This window comes from Couchioplanes azureus (assembly GCF_014648355.1).
GTDB lineage: Bacteria > Actinomycetota > Actinomycetes > Mycobacteriales > Micromonosporaceae > Actinoplanes > Actinoplanes azureus.
This window is the reverse complement of record NZ_BMQY01000008.1, coordinates 67,471-81,578: the sequence shown is the minus strand read 5'-3', so window position 1 is coordinate 81,578 and position 14,108 is coordinate 67,471. Positions and strand designations below refer to the sequence as shown.

The window sequence follows — 14,108 nt, the reverse complement described above, 5'->3', positions numbered from 1 at the left end:
GGGGTTCGTCGGCAAGTCGTCGGTCAGTCGGCGAGGGCACACCGGGGACCGGACACGACCGGTGCGCGGTGCCGGAGCCGGAGTCCGCCCAGCCGCTGCGTGGCCCGTCCCACCGCGGCGCCGAGCGCGACGCCCGCGACCACGGACGCCAGCGTGGCCAGCAGCGGGGAGAACCCTTGCAGGGGTGGATAGACCTGCCAGTGGACCAGATAGATGTAGAGCGAGCTGCTCGCCAGCAGCCCGGCCACCCGGTTCACCCCGGGCAGGCTCGGCAGGTGCGGGACCCAGGCCAGCAGCACCAGGCCGGCGGCGATCACCGTCTCGCGCAGCGGGTTGCCGAAATAGCCGATCACCGCCACGATGCCGGCCGCGGTGACCAGCAGGCGCCGCCACGGGACGTCCGCCTTGGCGACCGCCCAGCCGAGGGCGAAGAACCAGAACAGCGTCGCCGGTGTGGTGAGATTGTCCGAGAAGCTGAGCGGAATCAGGTCGTAACGGACGGTGAGGCCGACGGCCAGCAGCACCACGGGCAGCAGGAACGGCCACCGCCGCTCCCACCGGTCCATCCTGCGGATCGCGAGCACCGCCGCCAGCGCCACCAGCAGGTACACCAGGGTCTCGACGAACCAGTAGTGCCGCTGCGCGCCGAAGCGGGGGCCGATGGCCTCGTTGAGCAGCAGCGCGTTCTGCCAGCTGTACTTGTGGTCGACCAGGGCCACCACCGCCAGGTACAGCGACGACGGCACGGCGATGCGGGCCACGGATGCGCCCAGGTGCCGGATGCGCGTCTCCCGCGGAGCCTCGGTGAGATGGAAGCGCGCGAAGTTGAACCCGGCCAGCGCGAGCAGCAGGTGCGCGCCGCCGCGCACGGTGAACAGATCGGCGTGCGTACCGACGATCAGGACGATGGCGACGGCCCGCAGGGCGACACCGGTGTCGAGCGTGCGACGCCGGCGCGGCGCCGGCGCGCCGGCGCCCTCGCGCAGCCGGCGGATCGGCATGGTGTGCCAGCCCACCGGGAGCACGCCGAGGACCTGTTCGAGACGTACCGACATCTCGACGTACGACAGCGAGTCGCCTCCGAGCCCGACGAAGGTGCTGTCGTCGGTGACGTCGGCGCGGTCGAGGATCTCGGCGTACAGCAGGCGCAGGTCCGTGCCGTGCGCCGCGGCGGGCGCCGCCGGGACCGGCGCGGCGGCCAGCGCCGCGACCGCCTGGAGGTCGACCTTGCCCGACGCCAGGCGCGGCAGTTCCGGCAGCACCAGCACGCGTACGGACCGGGCCGGCACCTTGCAGCTCGCGGCCACCAGCCGCCGGGCGTCCTCGCGACGCTCCTCCTGCTCGATCGCCACGACCAGCTCGTCCTCACCGGCCACGCAGCAGGCCCGGATGCCGCCGGACTCCAGGCCCGCCTCCAGGTGGTGCAGGTCGATGCGGATCCCGAACAGCTTCGCGAAGCGGCTGCGCCGGCCGACGATCTCGAACAGGCCTCCGTCGGTGCGCCGCGCCAGGTCCCCGGTGAACAGCTCGTGCACGGTACGGCCGAGGGCCAGGTCGGCCGGCCGTCCGGCGTACCCCAGCATCACGTTGGGACCCGAGTAGACCAGTTCCCCGACGCCGTCGCCGCCGGGCGCCCCGTCGATCGGGGCCAGCCGCAACGCCCCACCCGGCACGGGCACGCCGATCGCGGACGGATGCGCCAGCGCCTGGTCCGGCGGCAGGTACGCCATCCGCGCGGTCGCCTCGGTCTGCCCGTACATGACGAAGAGCTGGAATCCGCGCCGCCGCCCCAGCTCGGCGTAGCGCCGCACCTGCTCGGGCGGCATCGGGCCGCCGGCCTGCGTCACGTAGCGCAGGTGCGGCAGCTCCATGGCGGGGAACCCGACCCGGTCCAGCAGCGTGAACGTGTACGGCACGCCGGCGATGGCGGTGCCCCGCGCCGCGCGGAACAGCTCCCAGAAGCAGGCGTCGGCGACCGACAGCCCGGTCAGGATGATCCCGGCGCCGCGGACCAGATTGCTGTGCAGCACGGACAGGCCGTAGCAATAGTGCAGGGGCAGCGTGGTCGCCGCCCGGTCGTCGTCGCGGATGCCGAGGTAGGTGGCGATCGACTCGGCGTTGGCGCGCAGATTCTCGTACGACAGCCGCACGAGCTTCGGCGAGCCGGTCGAGCCGGACGTGCTGAGCAGTAGCGCCAGGTCGGGGTGCAGCTCGTGGGCCGAGCCGGGCCGCCGCTCGACGTGGCGCCACACTCCGCCGACGGTCCGGCACACCACGTCCGGGTCATATGCCCGGATCAGCGACTCGACCACCCGGTCCTCGTCCGGGACGAGCAGCACCACGTGACCGGCGGCGAGCACACCGAGGTATCCCACCACCGCGTCGACGGTGTTCGCGCCCGCGACCAGCACCAGCCGGCGGGTGGCCCCGAGCGCCGCGGCGGCCCGTTCCACCCGCGCCGCGAGTTCCGCGTACGAGATCTCCTCGTCCGCGGTGACCAGCGCGGTGCGCTCGCCGAACGCGGCGAGGTCCCGGCCCAGCAGCAGGCGCGGGGCGGGTGCGTCGAGGTCGAGCGGGCCGGGCATGGGGCGACGATAAACTAAGCCTTCCCTAACTACCTAATCCCCCGAACGAGGGAGACGGGATCCACACCCCGGCGCCCGGCGAGCCGCCTTCCGGCGTACATGAATTGATCTTGCGATCGACGTCGAACTCCGGAAGGCGGGCGCTGACCTCGGTGGACACGGCGGATGCACCATTTCCGTGGAACACCGCCCCGCATTCGGAAATGCGTCGACAATGGTGATGCCTACGCATTGTCCGCCGCGTGGGGCAGAAATACCGCCCGGACGCAACCGTCCTCCTTCTCCTTGAAGATCCGGTATCCCTCGGGTGCCCGGCTGAGCGGCATCACGTGGGTCGCGAGGTGCTCGGTCACCAGCTCGCCGCGGGCCATGCGCTCCAGCAACATCGGAATGTAGCGCTGACCGTGCATCTGGGCGCCGCGTACGGTCAGGCCCTTGTTCATCAGCGCACCCAGCGGGAACTTGTCGACGAAGCCGGCGTAGACGCCGAGCACGAACACCGAACCGCCCTTGCGGCACGCGTGGATCGCGTCGCGCACCGCGGCGGGCCGGTCGGTCTGCAGGCGCAGCTGCTGCTTGAGCTGGTCGTAGGCGAACTGCGGGCCGGGGGTGTGCGCCTCCATGCCGACCGCCTCGATGCACACGTCCGGCCCCCGGCCGCCGCTGCGCTCGCGCAGCTCACCGGCCACGTCGTCGCGGGTGTAGTCGAGGGTCTCCGCCCCGGCGTACTTGGCGGCCTGGTCCAGACGGTTGGGGTACCGGTCGATGACGATGACCCGGTCGGCGCCGAGCAGCGCCGAGGCCCGCGCGGCCAGCTGCCCGACCGCACCGGCGCCCCAGACGGCCACCACGTCGCCGGGCTTCACCCCGCCGAGCTCGGCGCCCATCCAGCCCGTCGCGGCCGAGTCCGAGGCGAACAGGGCCCGCTCGTCGCTGACCGCCTCGGGCACCGTGAAGGCGCCCACGTCGGCGAACGGGACGCGGATGTACTCGGCGTGGCTGCCCGGGTTGCCGCCCATGGCATGCGAGTACCCGAAGCAGCCGCCGGGCGCCTGCCCCCACAACGTCTCGGTGATCGCCGGGTTGGTGTTGCCGTTGTCGCAGAGCGAGTACAGCTCCTGATCGCAGTACCAGCATCGGCCGCAGGAGATGAAGGAGGAGACCACCACCCGGTCGCCGACCCGGTGCCGCCGCACGTCGGGTCCCACCTCGACGACCTCGCCGAGGAACTCGTGGCCGAGCACGTCACCCTTGGCCATGAAGGGGATGTAGCCGCCGAGCAGGTGCAGGTCGGAGCCGCAGGTGACGCTCCGGGTGACCTTCACGATGATGTCGCCCGGGTTGCGCAGTTGCGGATCGGGCACCTCCCCGACGGCGAGCTTGTCGACGCCCTGCCATTGCAACGCCTTCACAGCAGTCCTCCCTCGCGGCCGTGCCGGGTCGCCGCGCGCAGCGGCCGGTTCAGCGGCGTCGGCTCCGTGGTGGGCGGCCCGCCGGGCAGCAGGACGTCGCCCGCCTCCAGCAGCGACCTGGTCTCCCGCAGGGCGCGGCGGATCCGCTCGGGCGACGTGTCACCCACGGCGGCGACCGCGATCTCGGTGCCGCGGCCGCCCGGCGCGGCCCGCAGGCTCACCTCGACGGCGTCACCCAGCTCGGTGAGCGAGCCCGGCAGCTGCGCCGCGGTCAGCTCGTCGAACGGGCGGAACACCGTGATGACATGCCGCCGGGCGGCCTCACCGGCCCGGGGCCGGGAGCGTCGCCGGGAGACGACGGTGGCGGCGGTCGCCACCGCACCCGCCGCGATCAAGAGCTTTCCAGTACGTCGCATACCGGAGACATACCAAGCCCTGGGGCATCCAAACATCTCAGTGGACTTCACGCGAAGGGCCGGGCTTGTCCGAAAGGCGGGATTAAGTTACCTTGCGGTAATCCCCAAGGAATCGAGGTTCATCTATGCGTCGTCTCGTCGCCGCGATGGCCGTGCTCCTCATCGTACTGACCGCCGGCCCGTTCACCCGCGCGGAGGCCGCCGCCTCCACCACCGGTTTCCACTGGAACGACATCACCGCCACCGACGGCGTGACGCTGAAGTCCAACGTCATCGCCCCGGCGGCACCCGGCCGCCACCCCGGGGTCATCTTCGTGGCCAGCTGGGGACTCAACGACTTCCAGTACCTGGCGCAGGCCCGCAAGCTGGCCGAGAGCGGGTACGTCGTCCTCTCCTACACCGCACGGGGATTCTGGTTCTCCGGCGGGGAGATCGAGGTGGCCGGCCCACCGGACATCGCGGACGCCTCGACCGCCGTCGACTGGCTGATCGCGCACACCCCGGTCGACCCGGAGCGCATCGGCATCGCCGGGCTCTCCTACGGCGGCGGCATCAGCCTGCTGGCCGCGGCCCACGACAAGCGCCTCCGGGCGGTCGCCTCCCTGAGCGGCTGGGCCGACATGGCCGAGTCGATGTCCGGCGAGGAGACCCGCCGGCCGCAAGCGGCCTTCTTCCTGCAGTCCGTCGCCCGTCTCGTGGGACAGCCGTCGGACGAGATGGACCAGATCCTCGACGACTACTGGGCTGGCCGCAACGACGACTACCGCGAGCAGTGGGCCCGGGGCCGATCCGTGCGCTACAGCATCGACGAGCTCAACGCCAACAACCCGGCCGTCCTGCTCGCGCACGCCTACGGCGACAGCATCTTCCCGGTCAACCAGATGGTGGACCTCTTCGACAATCTGCGGACCCCCCGGCGGCTGGAGCTGGCCCCCGGCGACCACGCCACGGTCGAGATCTCCGGCCTGCTCGGCGTGCCCAACCACGTCTGGACCAGCCTGCACCAGTGGCTGGACCGCTACCTGCGCCAGGTGGACAACGGCATCGACCGTGAACCGCCGGTGGTGATGCGCCCGCACGGCTCCGGCGCCGTGGAGTCCTACGCCGGCACCGGCGGGGTCTCCGCCCAGGTCAAGCGGCAGGAGCTCGGCAAGCCCGACGGGTGGGACAGGACCGGAACCCTCGGCCGGGCGACCGGCACCGACTGGTCCTACCGGGTCGCCTCCGGCCTGCACACCACCGCGAACGGCGGCATCGCCCTGGTCAGCAACGGCCTGGAGCAGCTGACCGGGATTCCCCCGACGGTGTGGCTGCCCACGGTCGACCGCAGGCGCGCCGGCGTGTGGGTGTCCGACCGGCAGGCCACCGCGGCACCGGTCCGCGGCATCGCCCGGGTCCACCTGGGCATCGTCCCGCAACGGCCGGACGGTACCGTCATCGCGTACCTCTACGACCTCGACTCGCTGGGCGTCGGCCGGCTGATCACCCACGCACCCACCAGCTGGCACGGCGCCACCCGGCCGTTCACGGTGGACCTGGCGCTGCCGATGACGGCGTACGACATCAAGCCGGGGCATCGGGTGGCCCTCGTGGTGGACACCAAGGACCCGCTCTACTTCGACGCCAACACCCGGGGCGCACCGCTCACGCTCGCCGGCCCGTCCTGGCTGGACCTGCCCCTGCGGTGAGCCCTCCGGCACCGGAAGCGATGGGCGCCACCCGTTTGCACGGCAGTGGCGCCCATCCGCGTCGGCAGCCGGATCAGGCCTCGGAGCGGGTACGCCGCCGCGTCGCCGCGAGCCCGGCCACGCCCGCCGCCACGAGCAGCACGCCCGCCCCGGCGACGGCCGCGCTCCGCGGCCCGGTGACCGGCAGCCCGCCGCTCCCGCCGCCCTGGCCGCCGCTACCCTGACCACCGCTGCCCTGGCCATCGTCGCCGCTGCCCGCGCCGCCCGTGCTGCCGGGCTTGCCGGTCGGGTGGAGGATCAGCGCGGCCTTGTCGTTGGCCTTCTTCAGATCCTGGGTGAAGCGCTCGCACGGACAGTCCGGATTGGCCTCGACCGCGCCTGCCGCGTCCGGAACCACCTTCTCGACGAGCAGGCCGAACGTCCACGTCACGGTCTCACCGGCGCGGAACAGGAAACCCGTCTCGCAGTAGTACCGCACCGCCTTGCTGGCGGGCCACTCCTCGCCGTCGACGAGGCGGCAGCCGGCCGGCACGGTGACGACCTTGGCACCGGCCGGGATGGTGACGACGGCGACGCTGGCCGGGCCGCCGCGGCGGCCGGTGTCCAGGGTGGCCGGGCCGTTGTTGCGCAGGCCGACCGCGGCGTCCACGGTGGCGCCGGCCGCGCCGGAGAACCGGCCGCCGACCGCGGCGACGTCCGCGCCCCGCTTGCCGGTGGCCGCGACGGTGAGCCGCTGCCAGTTGTCGTCCGGGTCGATGTCGGTCTGCGGTGCGGCGGCCGCGCGCCGCGGTGCCGGCTTCGGCTCCAGCTTCAGCGCCGGGCCGTCGCCGGGCGTACCGGCCTCGCGCAGGCCGGCGACGAGGTCGCGGTACGCCTCGGTGGTCATCCACTGGAACTCGCCGCCGATGTAGCTGGGGGCGTACGTGTCCTTGCGCAGCCGGTAGGGCACGGTCGTGCCGTACCGCCCACCGGGCTCGATGGCCTGGTCGAACAGGCAACCGCGCAGGCGGTCGTCCACGTAGAGGCAGTTGCGGTACTTCCGGGTGGCCTGGAAGGCGTAGTCGGTGGCGAAGAACAGGCCCGCGCCGCGGACGGTCCGGTCGCCGGCGTTCGCCACCGCGAGTGCCGCGGTGAAGGTCGCGCCGGGCTCGAGCCGGATCTCCCGGTCGGGCTCGGCGGCGGTGAGGTCGACGCCCTCGGCCACGGTCACCGTGGCGGTGTCGCTCACCGGGGTCACACCCTCGGCGGCGAAGGTCACGGTCAGCGTGCCCGTCGCGCCGGCGACGGCGGTCCGGGCCGCCTGGAGCCGGGCGCCGAGGTAGCCGACGGCTCCCTCGGGACCGAACTCCACCTCGAAGGGCGTGCTGCAGGTGAGGGTGGCCGGCGAGGCGACGGCGCAGTCCTCGTCCCCGGCCACCAGGCCGGCTCCGGCGAGATCGCCGGAGAGCTGGTAGGTCATGGTGGCGCCGGAGAGGCTGACCTCGCGGTCCGCGGAGAGGACGGGCCGGAGTTCGGTCTGCGCACCGATCCCGACGGTGACGGCGGACAGACTCACGTCGACGGTGGCGGCGGGTGCCGCCTGGGCCGGGGCGGCCAGGCCGAGGGCGGCCGCGCCCGCGGCGGCCAGTCCGGCGAGCAGCCGCCGGGCCGAAGGGTGGTGCATGGGTTCCTCCCGTGAAGACCTGGCATCGAAGCATTCGCATCCTAGAGATCAGGAACGAGCACCGGCACGTCGCCCCTGGCGGGTTGGCCGAACGGCCGGACTCCGGAGTCCATTCGGACAGGTCGATGAACCGGGAGCGGGGACGGCTCCGTGTCCAACCTCGACACCCGCGTCGGCCCAGTGCCGACCTTCCGTCGTAGGAGCCCACTGTGCTGCGAACCCCACGTCGTACCGCGATCCTCGGCGGCGCCGCCGTCGCCGTCCTCGGCGCCGTCACCGCCGTGAGCGTCCAGGCCTCCGCCGCCGAGCAGGCCCTCCCCCGGCCCAGGCCCAGCGTCAGCGCCACGCCCTCGCCCATCACGCCGCCCCCGGGGGTGCGCAGGATCGGCGCGTACCGGGTGATCAGCGGGACGCAGACCTACACCTGCAACGCCGGCGGCGCGTTCGCCGGCCCCTCGGTGCCGGAGGCCATGCTCGCCGGCACCGGCGGGCGCGTCCACCACTTCGCCGGGCCGAGCTGGCAGTCCGAGCGCGACGGGTCGCTGGTGAAGGCCGCGAAGGTGGGCGAGCTGCCGCGCCCGGGCACGATCCCCGAGCTGCTTTTGGAGGTCACCAGCCACGCGGGCCCGGCCGACGGCATCCTCGCGGACGCGGCCTACATCCAGCGGCTCTCCACCTCGGGCGGCGTCGCTCCGGCCCGCGCCTGCACGCCGGGCGAGACCGTCGCCGTCCCGTACGGTGCCCGCTACGTGTTCTGGGGCTGACCACCGGTCCGCGCCGGAGGTGCCGCCCCGGTGCGCACGGGCGCGCCGGGGCCGGCTCCTCCGGTGATCGTGGATGACCGGGCGGCGCTCCGGGCGCCCGGATCCGGACACCGGGTCCCGAACCCTCAGATGCGCGCCCTTTCGGCCGATCATGGGGTGGGGTTCGGCGAGAACGTGAGGTGTCGGCGTGGCGGGACAGGGCGTACCGGCGCCGGGGTCGGCCGCGGCAGAGCTGACCGGCCTGGTGACCGAGGAGCTGCTCGGCCACGGCGCGCACACCGTCGTACACGTCGTGCGCCGCGGCGACCAGCGGTACGCCGTCAAGCAGCAGCGCGACGCCGCCGACGAGGCGGCCGCCCTGCTGGCCTTCCGGCGCGAGGCGGCCCTGCTCGCCTGCGTCGACCACCCCGGCGTGGTACGGGCCCGCGCCACCGGCCTGTACGAGGGCCGCGCCGCGCTGGTCACCGAGCTCGTCGAAGGCCGCCCGCTGGCCGAACTGCTCGCCGACGGACCGCTGTCGCAGGCCCGGACCGCGCAGCTCGGCATGGAGCTGGCCGGCGCCCTGAGCGCCGCCCACCGTACCGGCCTGGTGCATCGCGACCTCAAGCCGCAGAACATCATCGTGCCCGCCGACGGCCCGGCGGTGCTGATCGACTTCGGGCTGGCCGCCCTCGGCGACGAACCGGACGCCGAGCACACCGCGGTCGGCACCTTCAGCTACACCGCCCCCGAGCAGACCGGCATGCTCAAGCGGCCGGTGGACGGCCGCTCCGACCTGTACTCCCTCGGCGTGGTGCTGTTCGAGTGCCTGACCGGGCAACCGCCGTTCACCGCGTCCAGCGTCGGCGAGCTGCTGCGGATGCACACCGTCACCCCCGCCCCGGACGTCCGTACGCTGCGGCCGCAGGTCGACGCCGGGCTCGCCGGCATCGTGGCGCGGCTGCTGGCCAAGGACCCCGACGACCGGTTCCCGGACGCACCCGCCCTGCTGGCCGCGCTGCGCCGCCAGACCGGCGGTGACGCGGCCCCGCCGGCGACACCCCCGCTGGTCGGACGCGAGCGCGAGCTGACCGTCCTGACCGCCCGCCGGGCCACCGCGCAGGCCGGCACCGGCGGGATCGCGGTGGTGCACGGCCCGCCCGGCGTCGGCCGCAGCGCGCTGGCCGCCCAGCTCGGCACGCGGGACGACGACGCGAAGCCGGCCCTGCACGCGCGCTGCTCGCCGGACGTCGAGGCACCGATGGCCGCTCTGCGGGACGCCATCGACGGATACCTGCGGGGGCTCGACCGGCTGGCTCCCGAGGCGCGGGACAGCGACCGCGCCCTGGCGCGCCGGGCCGCGGAGACGGCCGGCGCCGCCCTGGTCCGCACGGTCTCCCCGGCGCTCGCCGACCTGCTCGGCGACATGAGCGCCGAGCCTTCCGACGGGCGCGACGAGCGGCTGGCCGCCGCGGTGGCGGCCTTCCTCACCGAGCTGGCGTGCGAGCACGGCGGCGCGGTGCTGGTGCTCGACGACGCCCACTGGCTCGACCCGGCCGGTCAGCGGGTGCTGGCCGCGCTCGCCGCGGGGATCGCGCAGGCGCCGCTGCTGGTGGTGGTGACCGCACCGGACGGGTCCGGCCTCGCCGCCGTACGGCAGAGCTGCGGCCGGGCGCTGGACACCACCGTGGCGCTGTCCCCGCTCGCCGAGAGCGAGGTGGCAGGTCTGCTGGCGGCCCGGCTCCCGGGCGCCGCCGTCCCCGCGGAGCTGGCCGCCCACGTCGCCGCCCGCAGCGGTGGACTGCCGCTCGCCGCGGTCGAGTACGTGCGTGCCCTGACCGACCGCGGCCTGCTGGTCCCGCACTGGGGAGAGTGGCAGTTCGACCCAGGACGCCTGCACGAGCTTCCGGCGGGCAGCGGCCGGGACCTGGTCGTGGCCCGGCTGGCCGAGGTCGAGCCGGAGCACCGGGCGGTCCTGCGGGTCGCCGCGGTGGCCGGCGTGCGCTTCCGCTTCGACCTGGTGGCGGCCGCCGGCGACCTGCCGGCGGACGTCGTCGCCGAGGCGATCGGCGCGGCCACGGCGCGCGGCCTGGTCGAGGGCGGCGCCGGCGGCCGCTACGCGTTCGTGCACCCCGCCCTGCCCGAGGCGCTGCTCGCCGAGCTGGCACCGGCGGAGGTGGAGCGGCTGCACCACCGCCTCGCCACGACGCTGGAGGCACTGACGCCGGATGCGCAGGATGCGCCGCACGTCTACGCCGTGGCACACCACTACGCGCACGGCGGCGCGGCGACCGACCCCGAGGTGCTGTACCGCACCGCGGTCGCCGCCGGCCGGCGGGCGCTGGCCGACCGGGCCCCGGGCGACGCCGTCGAGCACCTGGAACGCGCCCGCGCCGCCGCCGCGCGGTCCGGGCGGCCGCTGCCGACCGAGGTCGCCCATGCGCTGGCGCTCGCCTACCTGCGTACCGCCCGCTTCGAGGCGGCCCGCGAGGTGCTGCGCACGGCGCTCGACGCCGAGGCCGACCCGGCCGCACGGTCCCGGCTGTGGGGCACCCTCGCCGAGGTGGAGCACGACGCGTTCGCCGGCGCCGCCGCGGTGGCGGCGACCACCCGCGCCCTGGCCGAGCTGGGTCACCCGCTTCCCGGGCACGGCCTGGCCCGGCTGCTGTCCGCGCTGGGCAGCGCGATCGCGGGTGGCGTGGTCCGCCGCACCGGCCTGGGCGCCGGCACCGTCGACGGCGAGCGCCGGGCCGACCTGGAGCGCCGGGCGATGCTGCTGTACGGCGCCGGCTACGGCGCGGCGACCGTGCAGCAGGTCGTACCGTCGATCCTGTTCCTGCTGCAGGCGCTGTACTCGGTCAACCGCCTGGGCCCGGGTACGGCCTACGCCCGGGTGTACGCCCTGCTCGGCTACGTGCTGGGGCTGGCGAAGGTGCACCGCAGCGCGGCCCGGTGCCTGGCACGGGGCGCACACGCCGCCGAGCGGACCGGCGACCCGGCGCTGATCGCCTTCGTGAACTGGCTGTGCGGCATGAACCGCTTCGTCACCGGCGCCGACGACGGCACCGAGTGGGAGCGGGCCATCCACCGCGACGCCCGCTGGCTGGACCCGCCGCAGTTCCTGTTCAGCTACAGCTTCCTCGGCATCCGCAAGCTGCTCTGCGGCCACGTCGAGCAGTCCCGGGCCGCGCACGAGCGCGGTCTGTCCCTGCTGCCGCCGGGCACGACCCGGCTCGCCGCCGACTACTTCTCGCTGCTCGGCGTGATGGCCCCGGCGATGCAGGGACGGCCGGCCGAGGCCGCCCGCGCGCTGGCCGCCATCCGGGCGGCCGTGCCGGCCGACGCCACCCCCGGCGAGCGGGGCAACATCGCGGTCGCCCAGCTGTGCGTCGTGGTCGAGGAGGGCGAGTTCGGCGAGCCGTTCGAGGCGGCGGTCGCCGAGTTCGAGGCGCTCGGGCTGCGCCGCGCGGAGATGTCCGTCATCCACCGCTGGTTCTACGTGCTGGCCGCGGTCGGCCGGCTGGCACAGTGCCGGCTCGCCACGCCGGACGAGCGACCGGCCCGGCTGGCCGCCGCCCGGCGGGCGATCCGTGACCTCGGCCGGGCCGCCATCACGCCGCTGTCCAAGGCGATCCACGGACTGGCCGGGGCGGCGCTGCTGGAGCAGTCCGGCAAGCCGGCCGAGGCGCTCGCCGCGGTGACCCGCACCGAGCGGGACACCTGGGTGCTCGACGCCCCGCTGCTGGAGTTCGACGCAGCCCGCATCCGGGCGCGCGCGCTGCGCCGGCTGGGCCACCACGGCGCCGCCGGGCGGCAGGCCCAGCAGGCGCACCACCTCGCCGAGGCGCAGGGCTGGGACCACCGGGCCCGTCAGGTACGGGCCGAGTTCGGGATGGTCGCCAGGACCCAGTTGAGCAGGCGCCACTCGTACACGAGCACCGGCGCCACGGACCCCCACCGCAACCGCAGGCTGGAGGCGCTGCAGCAGATCAGCGTGGCCGCGGCCACGGTCCTCGACCCGGTGGAACTGGCCCGCGTCGCGCTCGACGAGACGCTGCGCATCCTCGGCGCGGAGCGGGCGCTGCTGTTCATCTGCGACGACGACGGCGAGCTACGCCGCTTCGCCGGGCGCGACGCCACCGGCGCCGACCTGGAGTCGGTCACCGACTACGGCTCCACCCTGCTCGAACGGGTACGCGAGTCCGGACAGGCGGTGGTGGTCACCGGCACCGAGCACGGCGCGGCGCTGGGCTCGCGCAGCGTGGTGGCGCACGGGCTGCGCAGCATCATCGTCGCCCCGGTGCTGCAGGGCGGCCGGATGACCGGCGTGGTCTACCTCGACAGCCGGCTCGCCCGGGGCATCTTCACCGAGGCCGACGCGGACGTGCTCACCGCGGTCGTCAGCCACGTCGCGGTGGCCCTGGAGACGGCCCGCGCCGCCCAGCTCGACGCCGCCGTACGCACCGCGCGCCGCCAGCAGGAGGTGGCCGAGCTGCTGCGCACCAGCCTCGCCGAGCTGGGCGGGCTGCACGACCCGGGCGCGGTCCTGGATCGGCTGTTCGCCACCCTCGTCGAGTGGTCCGGCGCGGCCGGCGGCTGCCTGATGCGAGCCGACGGCACCCTGCTGACGGTGGTCGCCACTCGCGGCGCTGTCGACCAGGGACTGCTGGGCACCCATCTCGACCTGGCGTCCGCGACGGAGTTCGCGGCGCGGCTGGCCACCGGCCGGCCGGAGCTCGCGCCGGCACCGGCGGAGCTGACCGGGCCGCTCGCCGCGGATGCGCCGGCGCTGACCGTGCCGGTCCTGGCCCGCGACCGGCTCATCGCCGTGGTCTTCCTGCCCGGCGCGGAGCTGGACGCGGCCGCCCGCGAGGTCGCGGCCGCCCTGGCCAGCCAGGGCGCCAGCGCCTACGACAACGCCCAGTTGTTCAGCCGGGTCCAGGAGCTCGCCACCACCGACGGCCTGACCGGGGTGGCGAACCGCCGGCACTTCCACGACCTGGCGGAGACGCTGGTCAACGTGGCCCGGCGCAGCGAACGGCCGCTCGCCGCGATCATGCTGGACATCGACCACTTCAAGAAGGTCAACGACACGTACGGCCACGGCGCGGGGGACGACGTCATCCGCGAGGTCGCCCGCCGGCTCGGCCTGAGCGTCCGGCAGTCCGACGTGCTCGGCCGCTACGGCGGCGAGGAGTTCGCGGTCGTGCTGCCCGACTGCGGCGGCGAGGAGCAGACCGTGGCCGAGCGGACGCGCGCCATGGTGGCCACCGAGCCGATCGCCACCCGGGTGGGTCCCGTCCCCGTGACGATCAGCCTGGGAATGGCCCGCCTGAACCCGGACGACGACGATCTGGACACGCTGCTCGCCCGCGCGGACCACGCGCTGTACCAGGCGAAGGAAGCCGGCCGGAACCGGGTGGTCCTGGCCTGACCTCGCCGGCACGGCGGCCAAGATCGAAGCATGGATATTCTCCACGCGCCAGCCGCCGCATGCCCGCGGCGGAGCCGGAAACGCTCTGACCAGCGCAGGCATCGGCGGTGAGGGATCCGTCATAGCGGCGCGTGCTTGTCAGCGGCCGGGAGACCGGCTAGCTTGCC

Annotated in this window: 7 protein-coding genes; 3 read left to right on the top strand and 4 right to left on the bottom strand. The window is 74.5% G+C overall.

Annotation, left to right across the window (positions count from 1 at the left end):
* Positions 1–23: 23 nt before the first annotated feature.
* From IEY99_RS25565 to IEY99_RS25555, 3 genes are all read right to left on the bottom strand, one after another.
* The gene (locus IEY99_RS25565; RefSeq protein WP_189206620.1) at positions 24–2,585 is read right to left on the bottom strand and encodes an AMP-binding protein; all 2,562 of its coding nucleotides are present in this window, start codon (positions 2,583–2,585) and stop codon (positions 24–26) included.
* 224 nt (positions 2,586–2,809) lie between these two features.
* Positions 2,810–3,997 (bottom strand): zinc-dependent alcohol dehydrogenase, encoded by a 1,188-nt coding sequence (locus tag IEY99_RS25560; RefSeq protein ID WP_189206619.1) that lies wholly within the window; start codon positions 3,995–3,997, stop codon positions 2,810–2,812.
* Positions 3,994–4,413, bottom strand: coding sequence for a hypothetical protein (locus IEY99_RS25555; protein WP_189206618.1), 420 nt, complete (start codon positions 4,411–4,413; stop codon positions 3,994–3,996). Before IEY99_RS25555 ends, IEY99_RS25560 begins: the two co-directional genes overlap by 4 nt.
* A 125-nt stretch (positions 4,414–4,538) precedes the next feature.
* Here IEY99_RS25555 and IEY99_RS25550 point away from each other — a divergent pair, with 125 nt between their 5' ends.
* Positions 4,539–6,101 (top strand): alpha/beta fold hydrolase, encoded by a 1,563-nt coding sequence (locus IEY99_RS25550; protein WP_189206617.1) that lies wholly within the window; start codon positions 4,539–4,541, stop codon positions 6,099–6,101.
* A 73-nt stretch (positions 6,102–6,174) separates the two neighbouring features.
* On the opposite strand, the gene IEY99_RS25545 is transcribed toward IEY99_RS25550, so the two are convergent.
* Complete coding sequence (locus tag IEY99_RS25545; RefSeq protein ID WP_189206616.1) at positions 6,175–7,764, bottom strand: hypothetical protein; 1,590 nt, start codon at positions 7,762–7,764, stop codon at positions 6,175–6,177.
* Between the two features lie 209 nt (positions 7,765–7,973).
* On the opposite strand from IEY99_RS25545, the gene IEY99_RS25540 reads away from it, so the two are divergent.
* Together IEY99_RS25540 and IEY99_RS25535 are read left to right on the top strand one after the other, a co-directional pair.
* A complete protein-coding gene (locus IEY99_RS25540; RefSeq protein WP_229799240.1) occupies positions 7,974–8,528 on the top strand; it encodes a DUF3455 domain-containing protein in 555 nt (184 codons plus the stop codon).
* A 187-nt stretch (positions 8,529–8,715) separates the two neighbouring features.
* Positions 8,716–13,941 carry a diguanylate cyclase gene (locus IEY99_RS25535; protein ID WP_189206615.1) on the top strand — a complete coding sequence of 1,742 codons (5,226 nt, stop codon included), beginning with the start codon at positions 8,716–8,718 and terminating at the stop codon, positions 13,939–13,941.
* The last annotated feature ends 167 nt before the right edge of the window (positions 13,942–14,108 follow it).